The organism is Paenibacillus sp. FSL R5-0470 (assembly GCF_037975205.1).
Classification (GTDB): Bacteria; Bacillota; Bacilli; order Paenibacillales; family Paenibacillaceae; genus Paenibacillus_AQ.
Map to the genome: position 1 here is coordinate 5,006,519 of NZ_CP150238.1, position 19,354 is coordinate 5,025,872.

The window sequence follows — 19,354 nt, forward strand, 5'->3', positions numbered from 1 at the left end:
CTTCCGTCACTCTTTACTAAGACGTTCCAAAACTTGGAAGGTTGCACTGAAAAATGGAATTGTGAACAGTTTCTTTTGAATTATGCTCTCTAAATAAAAAAAGAGTCGCATTTCTGCAACTCTTTTAGTTTAAGCTATTATTTTTCGAGCAAAAATCGACCTGGGTTAGAAGTGCTTTGTTTAATGGCATAAAACCGCTTAATAAGCTTGCCACTGTTTGTTTTGCGGTTACACTAAAGCTTGTATTCGCAATATAGCCTTGAGATACTGAAAAGCTAATGTTTAACAACGAATTTACAGAAGCACTGTTGTATACAGGCTGAGAGATTCTTCTAGTCAAACCACTTCTAGTGACATATGGGACACCATAACCATTCGAATAACTCATTTGCTTACACGCACTTTATTTGGTACAATTACCACGTCTAAACACGTAAAAAAATACCAAAAACCCTCTATTCATAATGAATGAGGGCAGAACACGGTTCTGTTCGGACAAGCTCCACCTTGTTGAACAGAGAAGTTTTTTAATAATGCTGTCTATTACTAAAAGGGGAGGTGAACCCTCATGGCAAAAGACGTAATTTGCGAAGTTAACTCCTGCACCCACTGGGCAGAAGAGAACAAATGCAGTGCTGATTCTATCTTTGTAGCTTTCCACAGCTCCCAAGAACCTACACGTGCAGAAGAAACAGATTGCAAGACTTTCGAAAGCAAATAAGGTGATGATTTGAAGGGACCCTCCACGGTTCCTTCTTTTCTTTTCTCATTCTATCAAGAATGAGAATTATTATCAAGTGGCTGAAATAAAAAGCCAGGGAGAAATTCCCCGGCTATGATTTATTGTATACTTCTTATGTTATTTGGAAGCACTAACTCCTGCATTTTCTCTTGCAATAGCGGCAGCCTTTACCATGTTACGAAGTGCATCTTCTGTCTCCTGCCAGCCACGTGTCTTAAGACCGCAATCCGGATTAATCCAGAACTGTTCAGGATCAAGCACCCGCAGCGCACGATCAATATTAGCTGTCATCTCTTCTACTGCAGGAACCCGTGGACTATGGATATCATATACACCAAGACCAATTCCTTTATCATACGCCTGCTCCTCAAAGCTAACGATCAGTTCCCCATGGCTACGTGAAGTCTCAATAGAGATAACATCCGCATCCATCGCTGAAATGGAGTCTATCATGTCATTAAATTCGCTATAGCACATGTGGGTATGAATTTGTGTCGTAGCCTTCACATGATTCGTCGCGATACGGAACGACTTCACCGCCCAATTCAAGTATGCCTCATGATCTTCAGCCTTCAAAGGAAGTCCTTCACGGATAGCCGGTTCATCTACTTGAATCATCTCTATGCCTGCATCCTCCAATGCTTTAACTTCATGACGGAGCGCTAAGGCAATTTGATTCGCTACTGCTTCCCGACTAAGATCATCACGTACGAAAGACCAATTGAGAATCGTAACAGGACCAGTCAACATACCTTTAACAGGAAGGGAAGTTAACGACTGAGCATAGACGCTTTCTTTTACAGTCATAGGCTGGATAAAAGCTATATCCGCATAAATAACTGGTGGCTTAACGCAGCGTGATCCGTAGGATTGAACCCAGCCATTACTAGTAAATAAGTAACCATCCAACTTCTCCCCGAAAAACTCCACCATATCGGTTCTTTCGAACTCACCATGCACGAGTACATCCAGACCCAGCTTTTCTTGGAAAGTGATTGCATCTGCAATCTGCTCACGAACGAACCCGTCGTAACGCTCTTGATTCCATACGCCTTTACGCCATTTCAACCTTGCCTGGCGCACTTCTACGGTCTGTGGAAAGCTTCCGATTGTTGTCGTTGGCAGAAGTGGCAGCTGCCACTTCTCCTGCTGCACCTTCAGGCGTTCAGCAAAAGGTAGGCTACGTTGGTCTGGTAAATCTGTAAGTCCGAGAACTTGCTCGGCCACATCCTTACGACCGCGTTCAGGAAGTGCACGGAAGGCAGTAAGGGCTTCACGACTGGCCGTCAACGCAGCAGCAGCTTCTGCTGTACCCTCTAAGGCTGCGGCAAGCAGGCCAAGCTCTCTAAGCTTCTCATCGGCAAAAGCTAAAGCAGCCTTAACGGTGGCCTTCAGCTTCACCTCACCCTGAACAGTAACCGGAACATGCAGCAAACTGCAAGAAGGCTGTATAATAAGACGATCAAGTGATACATGTACACTCAGCTTCTCGATTAGCTGCAGCTTAGCATCCAGATCTGAGCGCCAGATGTTGCGTCCGTCAATAATACCCGCTCCCAGCCACTTATCCTCAGGCCAGCCAAGACGTTCAATCGATGCCAGGTTCGTCCCGCCATCATGGACAAAATCAAGACCTAAACCTTGTACCGGAAGTTTGAACAGCGCCTCCAGCGGTTCAGCAGCTTCAAAGTAAGTCTGCAGAATAATATTTAATCCAGGCACGGATTCAGCAATTTCTGTGTAAATCGAGTGAAGTAAGGATAATTCTGATTCATTTATTCCTGTAACAATCGCTGGTTCATCAATTTGTACCCAGCTTACTCCTTCTTGCTTCAGTTCCTGCAACAGCTGAACGTAAACCGGAAGAAACCGAGCAGCAATCTTCGCAATATCCGCAGATGCAAAACCTTTTGACAACTTAAGGAATGTATAAAGGCCTAAAACCACAGGTTTACCCTCAATTCCCGCTTGGGACTTGGCAAAACGATAAGCAGCCAGTGGTTTATTCTCGGTCAGACGCGGCGTTTGTGCACCGATCTCTGGAACGATGTAATGATAGTTCGTATTGAACCATTTAGTCATCTCGCAAGCAGTAGCCTCAGCATTTCCTCTAGCCATCGCAAAATAAAGATCAAGCCCAATATCGCCACCATCATACGCATAACGTGGAGGTACGATCCCGAACATTACAGCTGTATCTAGCACATGATCGTAGAACGTAAAATCATTTACCGGAATTAAATCAATTCCTGCCTCCTGCTGAGTCTTCAAATGCTGAAGCTGAATTCCTGTCATTTCAGTACGGAACGCTTCCTCATTTATTTTTCCCGCCCAGAAGGCTTCCAACGTTTTCTTCCACTCGCGGTTTTTTCCGATTCTTGGATAGCCAAGATTGCTTACTTTTACTTTGTTCGTCACTTTGCAGCTCCCCTTCTCCATCTTCTTATTTTGGACTCGATATCACTTGCATTCCTTTAAAAAAGAGCGCCCTTCCCTAAAAAAGTCAAAGGGAAAGACGCCCATAATATACCTATGGTTAACGTCTAACACCTTCCTATCCTCCGTAGGTGAAGCAGTGCTGTTGAAACAGGCAGGTCTCCTGGCTAGCGGTGTCAGCATCCTTAGCAGTCTTCCCAGCAGTAGTAAATTGCCAGTGACATATGTTGCTATGGACTCTTCCGTTACAGTGGCGGGACCGCATCGGCTTCAAACCGAATTTCCCTATTAAGCCTACCGAATTACTAATTTCCGGCAAGCACCTGTCTCCGATATTGTCAAGCTAAAACGCCTTCAGTGTCCTTATACGGACGGTAGGCGTTTATGCGAGAATGATAAGAAAGGATTTCGTGATACTTATACTTTCTTATCATCCATAAGCTGAAACGCTTTCGGTGGCCTTATACAGACCTTAAGCGTTTATGCGAGAATTATAAGGATAAAGTGAGTGTCTTAAATCTGATGTCATCATACGTGAAAGCCCCCGTCATCTGCAATAGATTACGGGGGCTTTTGTTATATCGATTCCTTATAACGGATTTAGAAAAACACGAAATATACTACTGCAGCAAGTACTATGCGATATATAGCAAATGGTAAAAGCTTAATCCGGTTGATCAATTTCAAGAAGAAACGCATCGATAATAGTGCAAATACAAAGGCACTGATAAAGCCTGCAATGAAGAACGGCAGGGCATCGATGGTGAAATATTGCCAGTTCTTCATCAGTGAGAGTAAACTGGCGCCTGCCATGATTGGAACAGCCATAATAAACGTGAAATCAGCAGCAGCGCGATGACTCATACCCAGAAGAACACCACCAGAAATCGTCGACCCGGAACGAGAAAATCCCGGCCACAAGGAGAAGCACTGGACCAGACCAACACCTAGCGCCTGCTTATATGTAATCTGATCGACACTCTCCGTTTGAATCTTCTTTGGTCCGAATAGATCCGCAATAATCATTAATACAGCACCGACTACTAGACCGATTAACACGGTGGATGTAGAGAATAAATGCTCGTCAATATAATCATTAAACAGAACCCCCAGCACGCCTGCTGGCACTAAACCTACAAGCACCTGTGTAAGCTTCAGGTGGCCGCCTTTTTCAAGCTGTGGTTGTTGCTCGGTTACAGGATCCAACTGCTTGCGGCTGAAGCGCTTTAAGCCCAGCAATTCAATGAACCTATTTCTAAAAATAACTACAACTGCTAATATTGACCCCAGCTGTATAACCACTTTGAACGTATTGGCCGTATATTGCCCAAATAACTCTGTCGATTTTAACCACATATCATCAACAATAATCATATGACCTGTGGAGGATACCGGAGCAAATTCAGTCAATCCTTCAACAATTCCCAAAATAATAGCTTTAATAATCGTTAATAGCTCCATTTGTTCTCCTCCTTTTAATCATAACTTTTATCTATAAGTCCTTCTCGGCTCAACCTTCGGTATTCATTTTCCGGCTGCGCTTGCGGAAGAACAAATACCCAAGGATCACTACTCCACCTGCAAGAAGCACGTACACTACGTTGGAGTACATATCCATATACATGGCGATGTCTTCCCATGACTCACCCAATGCCGCACCAATAAGCACCAGCAATAGATTCCATCCCAGCGTACCAATCGTTGTGAAGATCATAAACACTCCAAATTTCATGCCCGACATCCCTGCAGGGATCGAAATCAAACTACGCACTAGTGGAACCATCCGACAAAATAATACGGTCCAATAGCCATATTTGTCAAACCAAGCGTCAGCCTTGTGGATGTCCTTTTTGCTAATCCGGAGTAGGCCGCCCCAGCGTTCAACGATCTTTTCCAATCGATTTACATCCAACAAACGACCGATATAATAGAGAATTACTGCACCCAGCAGTGAGCCAAGCGTAGCAGCAATAATTACACCAGGAATGGTCAAATTCGTTGTGGTTGTCATGAATCCGCCAAAAGGAAGGATCACTTCGGAAGGAATCGGTGGAAATATATTCTCAAAAGCGAGCATCAGGAAAATACCAAAGTAACCAAACTGCTCCATAAAATCTGTAATCCATGCTTGCATTTCGTAACCCCCATTATTCAGATCAAGTTCTTCTTCAAGTTGCGTAAATAACGGCTGCGAATAAAAAAGAAGTAAAGTCCCTGGACAGCCAAATATCCCAATAACACTGCCCCGGTCTCCACAGCAATAGATAAGTAAAACAACCGCTGAAGCGCAATAAATGCAAACACACTATGCAAAATGGCTACCCCAACCGGAACAAAAAACAACAACGACAATTGTATCGTTACAATTCGGTTTAGCTCTTGATCTGTAAGTCCCATTTTGGACAATGTAGAATATTGATGGCGATCATGATCTAGATCTGTATACAGCCGGAAGTAAAGGAAGCTGCCTGCTGCAATGAAAAAGACAGTGCCCACCAGTAAAGAAGCGAATAGCATCGTGTTGTACAATGTTCTTTGTATTTCAAACAGCGTGCCGCTAACAACAATCGCGTATGGCGAGTTACTTTCATAGGACCGTTTCCCTTTATGAGCAAGATCCGCCGCTATACCTACTGTTCGCGGGAAATCATCCATGTAAAATCCTGTATACAAATCGGTCTGTACGGGATGAATGGCCTTGTAAAGCTCATCGCTAATCACAACACCACTGAAATCTCCCCCATCCCTTCCATCCAGCTCCGGCAATAGATATTCGGCAATCGGAACATGCTGGGTATAGCCCATTTCTCGAATGGAAAGACCTTGCTTCAGGCTGTATACCGGCTTTACTCTACCCGCTTGCAGACTCCGGTCTCGTTGCGAACCGATCATCACCAGTCCTTCATCTCTACTTAGAGGCTGCTCATCCGTCGTAAACCCTGCACGAAGCAGAGCAAGCTTATAATCACTGTAAGCAATCAAGGGAAGCCTTAACGTGCGATCTGGCCCGGTCTGAGATTCCACCTCTGCGTATTTAATCGGAATACTAAGTGTCTCATAGGGTAAACCGAGCGTTGTAAGCTCTTCCTTAATTTCGTCCAAATGCTGATCAAAAGGATCCTGCAATTGATTGCCTTTGGCTACATAACCAACTGCTGCGGGATAGTCCAATTTCAACTCTCTGGAAAGCGTATGGATCGATGCGAATACTCCCACTGAAGTAAAAGATACTGCGGATACAATCGTCACCATAAAGAACATTCGGGCATTCTCTTTCCAGCGGTAAGACAAACCCGATAAAGTAATGATATTCGTGTGGTTCCAATACAGGCGCCGGATCGTCTTAAGTAGTTTAACAGTGTAAATACTGAGCTGAGTATAAAAGAGATAGGTACCCGCAACCGTAATTATAACGACGGGGAACATCACCTTTTCAACCGAAGCCGCTTGTGCTGTAGCTGCCATAAAATAGCCCGTTAACAGCAATAAAGCAGACAGTATAGATAACACCAAGGAAACTTTAGGTTCCTCTTCTGCTTTTCGTTCTCCCTGAAACAGCCGCATCAGTGATTCATTCCCAATAAAGAAGAACGTGCTTAGCGAGATTAGAATAAATAACAGCGCAAAGCTACATATCGTTAGTACAAGCGCCTGCCATGGAAGATGAAACGTTAAAAGAGGTATCCCTAGAAAAGTAGATCCGATCATCAAAAACAACTTACCTAGAATTAACCCAAGTAAAGTACCTGTCAGGATGGCAGAGGTGCCGATCATCATATTTTCCAAAAATACCATCATGTTCAGCTGTCGCTTCGTCATTCCATGCATCAATAAAATCCCAAACTCCATCTTACGTGACTGCAGGAATGATCCGACCGATACAAGAACGAACAACGAGCAAAACACATAAATAATGGCTTCTGCCGCCATCATTGTATGAGCAGCTGTACTATAAACCAAGCTCTTAGAAATATCCGGATGGTAAATAAACAATGCGCACACAAAAAAGATCATCACTGAAAAAGCACTGACGACAAAATAAGCCGCATATTTACGCTTGTTACGTGTAACATTCCTATAAGCGAATTGCCGAAAGGTCATGGCTAGTTCCCCCAAGCAGAGACAACATATCAATGATACTTTGGAAGAAGGCGCCTCGGCTGCTCCCCCTGTACATTTCACTATAGAAACGTCCGTCTTTAATAAAGATGACTCGGTTACAAAAGCTCGCGGCCACTGCGTCATGTGTGACCATCAGCACGGTTGCCCCTTCTTCCTGATTCACCTCTGTCAGCATATTCATGACTTCACCTGAAGCTTTGGAATCCAGATTCCCTGTAGGCTCATCTGCTAAAATCAATGAAGGACGATGAATCATCGCCCGGGCGATGGCGGTCCGCTGCATCTGTCCACCTGAAATCTCATATGTCCTTTTTTGCAGCAGATGCTCAATGTCCAGCATACTTGCTACTTCTTTCAATCTGCTCTCCATTTCCGTTACACGGACACCAGCAAGCGTGAGAGGCAGCACAATGTTCTCCTCTACAGTGAGCGTATCCAGCAGATTGAAATGCTGAAAGACGAAACCAAGCTCATGGCGGCGAAAGAGTGCCTTTTCTTTTCTGCTAAGCAGATTGGGATCTCGGCCGTTGATCAGAATCTGACCGGAGGTCGGCTGATCGATGGTGGCGATCGTGTTGAGCAGTGTTGTTTTCCCACTCCCCGAAGGTCCCATTATGCCAACAAACTCCCCTTTTTCAACAGAAAAACGGATATGATTCAATGCCTGAGTGGACACTTTACCCTCATATATTTTTGATAAATTATGAACATCTAGAATGGGCAAGTGTTACCTCTCCTTCTTTCGACTGGATTGCCTTCATTATACAAAGTGTATACACAGGCTGCCATTTCTCTAACTTACAATGACCTTACATTTTTGTAAGGTAGGACTCCCTAAACACTATCCGTACGGTTGTGCCCTTACCTTCTTCTGAGCAAATGCTCACCTCGTGACCAAGTTTTCCGCAGATCTGTTTCACAAGATATAGACCCATCCCCGTGGATTCTTGAAATATTCGTCCATTCACACCTGTAAAATAAGGATCAAACACACGCGGTAGATCACCTGCTGGGATGCCAACTCCTTCATCTCGTATCTCCAGTACTGCTCTCTTTTCTTCTTGTATGTACCCATGGAAATATACATGTTTGCCGACTTCCGTCGTATAACGTATTGCATTCGTAATAATTTGCGTAAGCACAAAGCTTAGCCATTTCTCATCTGTGGTTACGGCGATTCGTTCATCTATTTTAATAGTAGGAAATATACGGTTACGTATGAACAGACGCTTCTGCTCTGAGGTCACGCTACGTACGAGGGTTTCCAAATCCAAACGTTCCACGTAAAAATCATGCTCAAAAGTATCTAGCCGAGCCGTATAAAGTACAGTGTCCAGTCCTTTTTTCAGACGATCCAATTCATCACCTATCGCCGTAAAAGGCGGTCCGTCTTTATCTTGAATCATCAAATGGATGACAGACAATGGCGTCTTCATCCCATGCACCCACTGATTAATAAAGTGAATATGTTCCTCCAGCTTGTGGCGGTAGCTGTGTAAATCATTTTTGTAGAGGCGGAATTGTGACCCTAGTAGTCCTCGTAAACTCACGGCAAGCGGAGAATCCTGTGATGGACCGCCAGCTTCATCTAGAGAGGTGGGTACAGTCTCCAGACGTTCATAGAACGTACGATTGCTGATATACCGATAAGCGAGGTAGCCAAGCAGCAGACAAGTGCTGAGAAGAGCAGCGTACAGACTAACACTCACACCACTGCCCCCATCCAGCCGATATACTAGTGTGATCAAGATGAGCTGTGCTAGATAGACAACAATTAAAGGGATCTGCTCCCTTAAAAATAGCTTCAATCCTCATCCCCCCAATTCGGAATCAAGCGGTAGCCTTGACCTCGAACGGTTTGTAGACCGTCCGTAATCTCAAGAGCGGCAAGCTTTTTACGTACACGGGTGACATAGACATTAAGCGTATTCTCATCCACAAAGGCTTGATCATCCCAGATTTTTTCGAGCAGTCTGTCGCGGGTAACGATAGTTCCCGACTTTTGCATCAGCTCATCTAGTATCTTGGCTTCCGTGTGACTTAAATCCACTTTGGCTTCTCCTCGGGTAAGGACTAGTCGCTCCACATCCAGTGCCATTCCGGCAACGGTTAGGGTACGCTCATTGTTGCTTCCCGCATAGGTACCGTAGGCGCGTCGTAGCTGGCTTTTAATTTTGGCCATCGCAATTTCGTAATCAAAGGGCTTCGTAATATAATCGTCGGCTCCGTTCTCCAGCGCCATCACCTGATCCATTTTGCCATCGCGGGCAGATATAAAAAGGATAGGGCAGGTGGAAATCCCACGAATCTGGCGGCACCAATAATACCCATCGTATTTTGGCAAATTAACATCTAAAAGAACCAGGTGCGGAGCGAACGTCTCAAACTGAGCACGAACCCGCTCAAAATCATTCACAGCCTGTGTTTCATATCCAAACTTATGTAAATAATCCTGCAGCAGAGCCACCAGTCCACGGTCATCTTCTATAATAAATATTTTGAACATATCATGCCTCCGGTAACAGCTTTAACATTATAGTACGTGTTCAAAAAGTACGGTTTTCAGCACCGAGAAGATTGGATGAAGGTAGAAACTGAGGAGCGGAGCGTAGTGGAAGCTACGTGAGCACCGGAAGTTTCGCCTGAATTCAATATTCGATGTCGAATAATCTTCTTGGAATACTTCGTGATCAAAAGCGGACTTTTTGAACAACCTCTTATAAGGGCTTTGCCAAATAATATATACATCGCGGACAGGGTTAGTCAAATTGTTAGGGGGATTGTGCGATAGATCATCATGCGTAACGTGAGGCAAATCGTCATGCCTAACGCGAAGCAGGTATTTGATGGTTATGAATTAAACTATCCCAAGCCCAACCTCTAAAAAAAGACCCGTGAATGAGCATAATCATTCACGGGTCTCACTATATAGTTAGTTGCAGATACAGTAGCGGTGGACATCACAGAGTCGATAATACAAACGTCGAATAGTGATATCACATCGAACATAAGTAACCAATGTCTTGCTGAAGCAATTAGAAATGGATCCGGCCATTTCTACGGGATTTATACCGTTCTTTTGGCTGGATTCGCTCGATCCGGCCATTTCTACGGGATTTATACCGTTCTTTTGGCTGGATTCGCTCAATCCAGCCCATTCTACGGGATTTATACCGTTCTTTTGGCTGGATTCGCTCAATCCGTGCAAATCTAGGGCATTTTTGCCCCTCTTTCGCCCCATTTGGGCCAATTCCCAGAAATCTAGGGCATTTTTGCCCCTCTTTCGCGCTATTCGGGCCAACACGCACAAGAAGGGTATTTCTGTCCTTGTCTCCCCCTAATAAGCCACTCGCTAAAACCGCTTATTCTGTGCCTCGAATGTTCTACCCATCAACCTCGCCCAAACCTATCTGCCATCCAGCAGATTGCCGAGTCCCCCAAGTACGCTGCCTTCTTCTTTGCGTCCGCTGTTACCAGCTGCGGACAGAATGCGGTCAGCCATACGGCTGAATGGCAGTGACTGCACCCACACCTTGCCGGGTCCGCGCAGTGTGGCGAAGAACAGGCCCTCTCCGCCGAATAGCGCGGTTTTGACACCTTTTACAAACTCAATATTATAATCCACGGAAGACGTCATAGCGACAAGACAACCTGTGTCCAGCTTGAGCGTCTCTCCCGGCTGCAGTGTGCGTTCCATAACATAGCCGCCAGAGTGTACGAATGCAAGACCGTCGCCCTCCAGCTTTTGCATAATAAAGCCTTCTCCACCAAAAAATCCGGTGCCCAGCTTGCGCTGAAATTCAATACCGATCGAGACGCCCTTCGCCGCACAGAGGAATGAATCCTTTTGACAGATCACTTTTCCAGCATATTGCTGAAGATCGAGCGGGATGATTTTCCCTGGATATGGGGCAGCAAAGGTGACACTTTTTCGTCCATAAGAACCGCTATGTGTGAATACGGTCATGAACAAGCTTTCCCCTGTCAACAGACGCTTGCCCGCACCCATCAGCTTACCCATCAGTCCGCTTCCGCGCGTCCCCCCACTACCATCACCAAAGATCGTCTCCATCGTAATTTCCTGATCCATCATCATGAAGCTTCCAGCTTCGGCAATTACACTCTCTCCGGGGTCAAGCTGCACCTCCACACACTGAATTTCCTCGCCCATAATGACATAATCAATCTCGTGAGCACTCATCCCGCAGTTCCTCCTTATTATTAAAGTCACCATGTGACTCTTCGAATGAAAATTAATACGCGCGTTGTGATTCACGGTTTCGCCAATCATAACTATCCATGTTATTCGCCTATATCCAGCAAAAAAAGTCAACCAACATTCTGGCTGACCTTAATCGTAGTATCCCCGAAAAATGCAGGTTATCTCAGCCGACAAAACGACTACATCCAACAGGATGAATACAGAACCCACTTTGACTCCTACATCCACTGATCAGCAGCGACAGAATATCGTCTCATCCACTCGCGCCGCCACTTCGCAGACTTCCCCCATAGGTGTGATGATTCAGACATATTCATTGATTGCGCTGTTTTTTTACTAATAGCCAAGTTTTAACCATTACCGAATCAAGAGTATCTTTTTCAAGTCTTGATAATATGTTACAATACTTTTTATACTTAAACGTTTATTTAGTAGTCTAATTCTAATGATAAAGGTGAAAAGAATGAAACCACAATCGGAATATGCAATTCTGCTATACTATAAATTTGTAAAAGTGCCTGATGCCGAACAATTCGCTCAGGAGCATTTGGCTTACTGCAAAGAGCTTGACGTAAAGGGACGCATTCTCATCTCAGATGAGGGCATTAACGGGACACTGTCCGGTACGATTGCCCAAACCCAGCAATACATGAAGGATTTGCGCGCAAATCCGCTGTTTAGCGATATCGTCTTCAAGATCGATGAGGCTGAAGGTCATGCCTTCAAAAAAATCTTCGTTCGTTATAAAAAGGAACTCGTGACGTTCCGGGTCGAGGATGAACTGGACCCTAACGTGATCACCGGAGAGCATCTGGCGCCTAAAGATTTCTATGAAATGATGCAGCGCGATGATGTGGTAATTCTGGATGGTCGTACCGGCTACGAATTCGATCTTGGTCATTTCCGTGGTTCCATCCGCCCTGAAGTAGACAGCTTCAAAGAATTCCCGGACTGGATTCGCGAGAATATGAGCGAGCTAAAAGATAAACCAATCCTAACCTACTGTACAGGCGGAATCCGCTGCGAGAAATTAAGCGGGTTTATGATGAAGGAAGGCTTCCAGCAGGTGTACCAGCTGGATGGCGGCATTGTGACTTATGGTAAAGACCCTGAGGTACAGGGCCAACTGTTCGATGGAAAATGTTATGTCTTCGATGAGCGGATCTCCGTACAGATTAATCATACCGACGAGGATATCATTGTTGGTCGTTGCCATCACTGCGGTCAGCCAGCTGACCAATACATCAACTGCGCCAACGATGCTTGCCACCTTCAGCATATTTGCTGTGAGGACTGTGAAGCACAGCACAGTGGTCATTGCTCGGACGAATGCGAAGCTATCACGAATGCCGTGGGCTAAATAAAAGGGCAAGCTGGTCGCAAATGTCTCTACACGATTCAAAGACGAGCACAAGAGAGTCTTAAATTAACTAAAAGGTGGCGTACAGGATTTTCACTGTACGCCACCTTTTGTTATGAGCGAAACGTCCAAGCAACGCCACTGAGATCTTCAACCCTTTAAATCACGTCACTTATACAACAAAAAAAGTCAACCAGAAATTCTGGCTGACCTTAAATATAGTATATCCCCGAAATAAGCTGTTTATACAGTCTTATTCATATTACCGTACCATCATGTGGCTTACGCAGCGTAGACTGAATCTTTGGCGCCTTCACTAACTTTGGTTTACCTAAAGAGGTTGTAAAGGTGATCACATAACCAGCTACAACTACCGCCATCACCGTATACATCGTTTCTCTAACAGGCATATAGAAGAGTGATAATGCCAGAACGACTACGTCCAACATGATGAATACTGTACCTACTTTAATTCCCTTCCATTCACTGATCAGCAGCGACAAAATATCGTCTCCACCACTTGCGCCGCCGCTTCGCAGAATAATTCCCGCGCCTAAACCTGTCAGTACGCCAGACAAAAGAGCTGCTAATGCCAAGTTGCTCTGCAAGTTGATGACCAAACCGGAATAACGTTCCATGAGTCCGTAAAAGATTGTAAAAGCTCCTACAGAAACAAAGGTGTTGCACACGAACGCTTTCCCTTTGAACATCCATGCAATCAAGAGTACTGGAACGTCTAGAAGCAGAGTTGAAATTGAAGGTGAAATTCCTAATACATATTTGCCGAGTAGCGATAATCCTACGAATCCGCCCTCAGACAAATGGTTCTGAAAATTGATGTGATAATAAGCAAATGCAAGCAAAAATGTTCCAAACAAAATGACTGTCAACCGGAGCAGTACATTCACTCCGTAATTGTGGTTCCTCATACAGGTCTCCCCTTATCGTATATGGCGGCTAAACGTCCCACCAACCTCTACGACGGGTAAAACCGGAGGTATTGCTCCTTCGCATATATATACTCCTTCCCCTCGCAGAGGCGGTTCGTCGAGTAACAACGGTTCACGCACCTTCTACAGGGAAGCTAAGTATAAGACAGATCATAACGTTTCCAAATCGTCCTTTGGGGAATCGTCCTTCGGGGACACATGGTATCCTGATCCTTTCTGTAATTTAATAAGTTCTGAATACATTATACCACGGAGATCCCCCACTCTAAACACTTCGCTATAAAAATAGGCAGGAATCACTCCACGGTACGCAACAAACGATTGACTGTTTCGCGTCTCACACCGATCAATTGTCCAATTTCTTCCTGTGTCAAAAGCTCTGTTAGCGCTGCGCCATGAGAGTAGTCATTGAACCAACGGGTTAAGAGCTCCATACGTTCTGCGGGTGTTCCAACAGTAAGGTGATCTAGCCGAGTCTGCATAAACCGTACCTTCTCCTGAAGAAGGATAGCGATCTCCATCGCTCGACCTGGCTCATCCCGTACCTGTTGATACCATTCCGCTGAAGGAACTGCCTCCACCTCGCTCTTCATCATCGCAACCGCTGTTCCATGCGCCTCCTTTGGCGAAATGAGTGAATGATGGGGAACCATCTCACCAGGATACAAGATGTTGAATAACACCATGTTCCCATTTTCATGAAGCCTTGTTACCTTGAACAGCCCACTTTTCACCTTATATAAGAATTCGCAGCTGTCCCCTTGACGGAACAAGACCTCCCCCTTGTGCAGTATCATCTCGCTCGCTCCTTTGCCCTCTTGTTATATATATTTTCAATTATACAAAAATAAACCTCAATGAAGGAGATTATTCTCGTAAGGGTAGAGGGGCATACGTGGTCAAAGTTTAGGTAAGAAGAAACGCCTTTGGCTTCCTCTTAGGGACGATGGATCGCTTCTGCGAAAAATAGAAGGATAGTTTTTAGCGTAAGCATAAAAATTCTTATATTTCAAAAAAACTGCCGAGCACCAGAAGAAGCGTCTGGCACCCAGCAGTTCAAATTATTTATTTTATTACTTTGCCTCAAGAGGTTTCTTCCATAATCCGAGCATTAATCCGGAAATAACAGATCCGATCAGAACGGCCAATAGGAACAACAACGCATGACTCGAAAGCGCGGCTACAAAGATCCCACCATGCGGTGCTGGAACGTTGATATTCCAAAACTGAGTGAGGCCACCTGCTACGGCTGAACCTAGGATACAAGAAGTCAGGACACGCAGTGGATCGGCAGCGGCGAATGGAATCGCCCCTTCTGTAATGAACGATAAGCCCAATACATAGTTTGTTAACCCTGACTTACGTTCTGATTCTGTAAATTTGTTCTTAAAGAAAGTAGTAGCAAGCGCTATTGCAAGTGGAGGAACCATACCGCCTGCCATTACAGCCGCCATCATGAATCCGTTAGTATTTCCACTGGTAGTGAATACCCCGATGGCAAAAGTGTAGGCCGCTTTATTGAAAGGACCTCCCATATCAATAGCCATCATTCCACCGAGAACGAGACCCAGAATTACTGCATTAACGGTTCCAAGATCGTTAAGCCAATTAATGAGTCCTACGTTCATCCAGCTAAAGATTGGATCGAACAGGTAATACATCAATCCACCGGTTATCAATAGACCAAATACCGGATATAACAGAATCGGCTTTAATCCGTCGAGCGTTTTTGGCAGACCTGCAAACACTTTGCGCAGACCGATAACAACATAACCAGCTAAGAAACCTGCAGCCAGACCGCCGAGGAATCCAGCGTTGGAATTCAGGGCCATATAACCGCCAACCATACCTGGCATCAGGGCTGGACGGTCACCAATACTAATCGCAATAAATCCAGCAAGAACCGGAATTAGGAAATGGAAGGCACCATCACCGCCACCAATCGTCTGCAGCAGCTGAAATAGAGGGTGATTCTCTCCACCGACTTGTTCAATCAGGAAGGAGATCGCCAGCAGAATACCACCGCCGACTACAAACGGCAGCATGTGAGAGATACCGTTCATCAAGTCCTTGTATATTTTACTGCCGATACTGCCGGATTTCTCTTTCGACTCTCCTTCATTACCACTACGACCTTCATTATGGTAAATCGGTGCATCGCCGTTCATTGCTTTGCGAATGAGCTCTTCCGATTTGCGAATACCGTCACTAACCGGTCTTTGCAGTACTGGCTTACCATCAAAACGGGCCATTTCCACTTGTTTATCCGCTGCCACAATTACACCACTTGCACGCCGAATCTCGTCGGGTGTTAAGACATTTTTGGCACCTTCTGAACCATTTGTCTCTACACGGATATTAACTCCCATTTCCAGAGCCTTCTTCTTGAGCGCATCTTCAGCCATAAAGGTATGCGCAATTCCAGTAGGACAAGCAGTAACAGCTACGACGAATGCTTGGGAATCCGGGTTGCCGACGATTAGCTTTTCAGGTTCTGACTTCTTGACAGCTTCAGCAGCTTCGCTCTCTTTCTCCTTGGCTTCTCCTTCCGCCTGCTTCGCATCGAACAAGGCGGATACCTCATCTGGAGTTCGGGTATTCATCAGCTGTTCAATGAATTCACTATCGATCAACAGTCTGGACAGCGAGGCCAATGTTCGAAGATGCATGTTACCCGCTCCTTCTGGGGCGGCAATCATAAAGAAGATCCGAGCCGGCTCATCATCAAGCGATTCGAATTCGACGCCCGTCGCACTCTTGGCAAACACAACTGTCGCTTCATTCACCGCTTTAGTCTTGGCATGTGGCATTGCGATACCGCCACCAATCCCAGTACTGGACTGCTCTTCACGCTTCAGGATCATCTCTTTAAATAGAACAGGATCATTGATACGACCACTTGCGGCAAGACTGGCAATCAATTCATCAATTGCACCTTCTTTAGTGGTTGCTTTTAAATTCATAATCATTGTATCTTTTATCATCAAATCCGTAATTCTCATATCTTCCAACTCCCTTGAGTACTTTGAATGCTGTTAGCTTACACTTCTGAGATGTTGATCAGCGGTCTCAGCTGCTCAATGAATGCTCTATCTGCCAGGTCATCAGAGAAAGCTGTTGCGCTACCTGAGGCAACACCTGCACGGAAAGCTTCCATTAAATCTCCAGTCAAAGAAAATGTGCCAACGAATCCAGCGATCATAGAATCGCCTGCGCCTACAGAATTCTTTACTGCTCCTTTTGGAGCATTGGCGTGGTATACCCCCTGTTCCGTAATGAACAAGGCACCTTCACCAGCCATTGAAACTAACACATGCTTCGCGCCAGCTTCGAGCAGCTTGCGACCATAAGTTATAATTTCTTCCTTAGTCTGTATCGTAACGCCGAATAGCTCTGCAAGCTCATGATGATTAGGCTTAACGAGCAACGGCTGACAAGGGAGTGCCTTTTTCAGCGCTGAACCTGTAGTATCAATGACAAACTCGGCCCCTCTTTGCTTGCATACAGATATCAACTTGTCATAGAAATCAGCACCCAGTGAAGGAGGAACACTTCCGGACAATATCACAACATCGCCTGCATTCAGAACAGCCATCTTCTGTAATAATGCCTCTGCCTCCGTATCTCGGATGACGGGCCCTGCACCATTAATCTCCGTTTCCTCTCCATGCTTAAGCTTGATATTAATTCGGGTATCATCAGAAACAAATACGAAATCACTTGAAATCGACTCTTTCCGCAACCATTCCTCAATATATCGTCCAGTGAATCCACCAAGAAAGCCTATAGCTTTATTCTGAACCTCAAGCTGATTTAACACGCGTGATACGTTGATCCCTTTACCTCCAGGAAGCTTCAAATCACGTTTCATCCGGTTCAAGCCACCTAGTCTCAAATCTTCAACTTCCACGATGTAATCGATGGAAGGATTAAGCGTTACTGTATAGATCATAATTATCCCTCAATTATTTTGGTTTTCTAAGCCATAGATTACCGGCTAAACATGCGGCAAATGTAATTTCTCCAAACGATCTTACAATGATTCCATACCACTCAAATTAAGACATTTTCTAACCGTAGAACATCCTCCACCTAAGGTCATACCAGCGAGAAATCTACGCCCATTTGCGTAATCTCACGGATGAACTTATCAGACGCACCAGAATCAATAATGCAGTGATCCATTTCCGTCACGTCGGCAACCTTACAGAAGGATACTTGACCGAGCTTGCTATGATCAGCCAGAAGAATTACTTGCTTCGCAACCGAGATCATCTTACGTTTGGTCGCTGCTTCAAGCATATTAGGTGTAGTGATTCCTTCTCGTAAGTCTAATCCGTTGGTTGCAAGAAAGGTTTTATCAACTCTTACCATCTCTAAAGAGCGCTCTGTCATCGGTCCTACAAAAGCCAATGTATCCGGCCGCAACATTCCGCCTGTAATCGAGACTTCTATATTACGACAATCCCGCAGTTCATTAAGCGCCATAATCGAATTCGTAATGACTTTGATATTAGAAAAAGCCCTCAGCTCTTTGGCAATCTGTAGCGTTGTGGTTCCAGCATCCAGCAGAATAGCATCGCCTTCCTGAATCATCTCTACGGCCTTGCGTGCTATTCTCTGCTTCTCATCCAACAATCGATCTTCCTTATCTGGATAAGTCGCCTCAAAGTTAACACTCTGCAGGGATACTGCCCCGCCGTGCGTTCGTTTCAGCAACTTGGCTTCTTCAAGCTCTTTCAGGTCACGGCGCACAGTAGACTCAGACACGCCCAGTTCCTGACCTAACTCCTGTACCGAAGCTCTTGAATTCTTTTCCACAAAAAGCACGATTCTTTGTTTTCTCTCTTCCTCAAACAACATCGTGGTTCGCTCCTTTAAGTTACAGTGCTATCCCATTTATTAAATGCGCTTATCTTTGGAAATCCATGACCATTATTTGATTATATCTGACTGTTATTGAACATTTGTGCTCGTTTATGATTTTAACAGCGTTTTCATCATCTGTAAAGCGCTTTAACATTAAAAAGGATACTCCGGCAAAATGTAATAAATGGAATGATTTCATGCTTCGCTCAAGGTGAAACAAGCCCATAAGAAAATTACATACCAATTGCCTATCTCCTCACTGATGTTTAAAACATATTAATACTACATATAGGAAAAAGCGGGTGATCAGAAATGGCCAACGGAAGAAATAACAAAAAAATGGGCGGTAACAGCAATGCTAAAAGTAACGGAAATAGTAATGGAAATAACAACGGGAACGGTAATAGTGAGGAAACAGCAGAATTAAGTGCTGAAGATTATGAAATCATTGCTGCCGCACTGGCCACTTTAGGGGAATTTTTTGCTTTTTTATCTCTCGTCAAGGCAAGACAAGTTACGAAGGAAACCGGAGGCAAGATTGAAGTACCAGAAATATTCACCCTTTCCACGAAGAAACCTTCTAGACGGAAGTTAAGATGATCCACAAAGCCCCCGAGCGATTTATATGATGATGTTATGGTTATGTGTTGTGA

The 19,354-nt window shown here is 44.8% G+C and carries 17 protein-coding genes, 1 pseudogene and 1 riboswitch; of the genes and pseudogenes, 4 read left to right on the forward strand and 14 right to left on the reverse strand.

Annotated elements, in window-relative coordinates:
* Positions 1 to 568 precede the first annotated feature (568 nt).
* Positions 569 to 721 (forward strand): DUF1540 domain-containing protein, encoded by a 153-nt coding sequence (locus tag MKY99_RS22220; protein WP_076120659.1) that lies wholly within the window; start codon positions 569 to 571, stop codon positions 719 to 721.
* Between the two features lie 138 nt (positions 722 to 859).
* On the opposite strand, the gene metE is transcribed toward MKY99_RS22220, so the two are convergent.
* From metE to MKY99_RS22255, 7 genes are all read right to left on the reverse strand, one after another.
* The gene (gene metE / locus MKY99_RS22225; protein WP_339266375.1) at positions 860 to 3,160 is read right to left on the reverse strand and encodes a 5-methyltetrahydropteroyltriglutamate--homocysteine S-methyltransferase; all 2,301 of its coding nucleotides are present in this window, start codon (positions 3,158 to 3,160) and stop codon (positions 860 to 862) included.
* A 153-nt stretch (positions 3,161 to 3,313) separates the two neighbouring features.
* A riboswitch (cobalamin riboswitch) is annotated at positions 3,314 to 3,520 on the reverse strand.
* A 258-nt stretch (positions 3,521 to 3,778) separates the two neighbouring features.
* Entirely contained in the window at positions 3,779 to 4,639 is an 861-nt protein-coding gene (locus MKY99_RS22230) for an undecaprenyl-diphosphate phosphatase (RefSeq protein WP_042190575.1), read from the reverse strand.
* A 49-nt stretch (positions 4,640 to 4,688) separates the two neighbouring features.
* Positions 4,689 to 5,312, reverse strand: a complete 624-nt coding sequence (locus MKY99_RS22235) for a DedA family protein (protein ID WP_042190577.1) — start codon at positions 5,310 to 5,312, stop codon at positions 4,689 to 4,691.
* A 17-nt stretch (positions 5,313 to 5,329) separates the two neighbouring features.
* A complete protein-coding gene (locus tag MKY99_RS22240) occupies positions 5,330 to 7,279 on the reverse strand; it encodes an FtsX-like permease family protein (RefSeq protein ID WP_339266377.1) in 1,950 nt (649 codons plus the stop codon).
* A complete protein-coding gene (locus MKY99_RS22245; protein ID WP_076300832.1) occupies positions 7,254 to 8,024 on the reverse strand; it encodes an ABC transporter ATP-binding protein in 771 nt (256 codons plus the stop codon). The genes MKY99_RS22240 and MKY99_RS22245 overlap by 26 nt, the downstream gene beginning before the upstream one ends.
* Before the next feature lie 85 nt (positions 8,025 to 8,109).
* On the reverse strand, positions 8,110 to 9,108 hold the full coding sequence (locus MKY99_RS22250; RefSeq protein WP_339242934.1) for a sensor histidine kinase: 999 nt from the start codon (positions 9,106 to 9,108) through the stop codon (positions 8,110 to 8,112).
* Positions 9,105 to 9,806: a response regulator transcription factor gene (locus MKY99_RS22255; protein WP_149646713.1), complete on the reverse strand. Its 702-nt coding sequence runs from the start codon at positions 9,804 to 9,806 to the stop codon at positions 9,105 to 9,107. The genes MKY99_RS22250 and MKY99_RS22255 overlap by 4 nt, the downstream gene beginning before the upstream one ends.
* Before the next feature lie 447 nt (positions 9,807 to 10,253).
* On the opposite strand from MKY99_RS22255, the gene MKY99_RS22260 reads away from it, so the two are divergent.
* On the forward strand, positions 10,254 to 10,514 hold the full coding sequence (locus MKY99_RS22260; protein ID WP_339266381.1) for a hypothetical protein: 261 nt from the start codon (positions 10,254 to 10,256) through the stop codon (positions 10,512 to 10,514).
* Positions 10,515 to 10,706: 192 nt separating this feature from the next.
* On the opposite strand, the gene MKY99_RS22265 is transcribed toward MKY99_RS22260, so the two are convergent.
* Positions 10,707 to 11,501, reverse strand: a complete 795-nt coding sequence (locus MKY99_RS22265; RefSeq protein WP_042190589.1) for a TIGR00266 family protein — start codon at positions 11,499 to 11,501, stop codon at positions 10,707 to 10,709.
* Positions 11,502 to 11,985: 484 nt separating this feature from the next.
* Here MKY99_RS22265 and MKY99_RS22270 point away from each other — a divergent pair, with 484 nt between their 5' ends.
* Positions 11,986 to 12,882 carry a rhodanese-related sulfurtransferase gene (locus MKY99_RS22270; protein ID WP_339266383.1) on the forward strand — a complete coding sequence of 299 codons (897 nt, stop codon included), beginning with the start codon at positions 11,986 to 11,988 and terminating at the stop codon, positions 12,880 to 12,882.
* A gap of 257 nt (positions 12,883 to 13,139) precedes the next feature.
* On the opposite strand, the gene MKY99_RS22275 is transcribed toward MKY99_RS22270, so the two are convergent.
* The 6 genes and pseudogenes from MKY99_RS22275 to MKY99_RS22300 all read right to left on the reverse strand — a co-directional run.
* Positions 13,140 to 13,811, reverse strand: a complete 672-nt coding sequence (locus MKY99_RS22275) for a YitT family protein (RefSeq protein WP_076284668.1) — start codon at positions 13,809 to 13,811, stop codon at positions 13,140 to 13,142.
* 317 nt (positions 13,812 to 14,128) lie between these two features.
* The gene (locus MKY99_RS22280) at positions 14,129 to 14,629 is read right to left on the reverse strand and encodes a Crp/Fnr family transcriptional regulator (RefSeq protein WP_076284669.1); all 501 of its coding nucleotides are present in this window, start codon (positions 14,627 to 14,629) and stop codon (positions 14,129 to 14,131) included.
* A gap of 276 nt (positions 14,630 to 14,905) precedes the next feature.
* Positions 14,906 to 16,834 carry a fructose-specific PTS transporter subunit EIIC gene (locus MKY99_RS22285; RefSeq protein WP_339266385.1) on the reverse strand — a complete coding sequence of 643 codons (1,929 nt, stop codon included), beginning with the start codon at positions 16,832 to 16,834 and terminating at the stop codon, positions 14,906 to 14,908.
* Between the two features lie 38 nt (positions 16,835 to 16,872).
* On the reverse strand, positions 16,873 to 17,784 hold the full coding sequence (pfkB, locus tag MKY99_RS22290; protein WP_339266387.1) for a 1-phosphofructokinase: 912 nt from the start codon (positions 17,782 to 17,784) through the stop codon (positions 16,873 to 16,875).
* 146 nt (positions 17,785 to 17,930) lie between these two features.
* Positions 17,931 to 18,470 carry a hypothetical protein gene (locus tag MKY99_RS22295; RefSeq protein ID WP_331281445.1) on the reverse strand — a complete coding sequence of 180 codons (540 nt, stop codon included), beginning with the start codon at positions 18,468 to 18,470 and terminating at the stop codon, positions 17,931 to 17,933.
* A 51-nt stretch (positions 18,471 to 18,521) separates the two neighbouring features.
* Positions 18,522 to 18,704: pseudogene (locus MKY99_RS22300) on the reverse strand (DeoR family transcriptional regulator); the annotation flags it as partial.
* A 309-nt stretch (positions 18,705 to 19,013) separates the two neighbouring features.
* Here MKY99_RS22300 and MKY99_RS22305 point away from each other — a divergent pair.
* Entirely contained in the window at positions 19,014 to 19,301 is a 288-nt protein-coding gene (locus MKY99_RS22305) for a hypothetical protein (protein WP_339266389.1), read from the forward strand.
* Positions 19,302 to 19,354: the final 53 nt, after the last annotated feature.

Coding starts and splice junctions, on each gene's coding strand:
- MKY99_RS22220 (WP_076120659.1), top strand. CDS start 569: ATGGCAAAAGACGTAATTTGCGAAGTTAACTCCTGCACCCACTGGGCA.
- MKY99_RS22230 (WP_042190575.1), bottom strand. CDS start 4,639: ATGGAGCTATTAACGATTATTAAAGCTATTATTTTGGGAATTGTTGAA.
- MKY99_RS22235 (WP_042190577.1), bottom strand. CDS start 5,312: ATGCAAGCATGGATTACAGATTTTATGGAGCAGTTTGGTTACTTTGGT.
- MKY99_RS22240 (WP_339266377.1), bottom strand. CDS start 7,279: ATGACCTTTCGGCAATTCGCTTATAGGAATGTTACACGTAACAAGCGT.
- MKY99_RS22255 (WP_149646713.1), bottom strand. CDS start 9,806: ATGTTCAAAATATTTATTATAGAAGATGACCGTGGACTGGTGGCTCTG.
- MKY99_RS22265 (WP_042190589.1), bottom strand. CDS start 11,501: ATGAGTGCTCACGAGATTGATTATGTCATTATGGGCGAGGAAATTCAG.
- MKY99_RS22270 (WP_339266383.1), top strand. CDS start 11,986: ATGAAACCACAATCGGAATATGCAATTCTGCTATACTATAAATTTGTA.
- MKY99_RS22275 (WP_076284668.1), bottom strand. CDS start 13,811: ATGAGGAACCACAATTACGGAGTGAATGTACTGCTCCGGTTGACAGTC.
- MKY99_RS22280 (WP_076284669.1), bottom strand. CDS start 14,629: ATGATACTGCACAAGGGGGAGGTCTTGTTCCGTCAAGGGGACAGCTGC.
- MKY99_RS22285 (WP_339266385.1), bottom strand. CDS start 16,834: ATGAGAATTACGGATTTGATGATAAAAGATACAATGATTATGAATTTA.
- pfkB (WP_339266387.1), bottom strand. CDS start 17,784: ATGATCTATACAGTAACGCTTAATCCTTCCATCGATTACATCGTGGAA.
- MKY99_RS22305 (WP_339266389.1), top strand. CDS start 19,014: ATGGCCAACGGAAGAAATAACAAAAAAATGGGCGGTAACAGCAATGCT.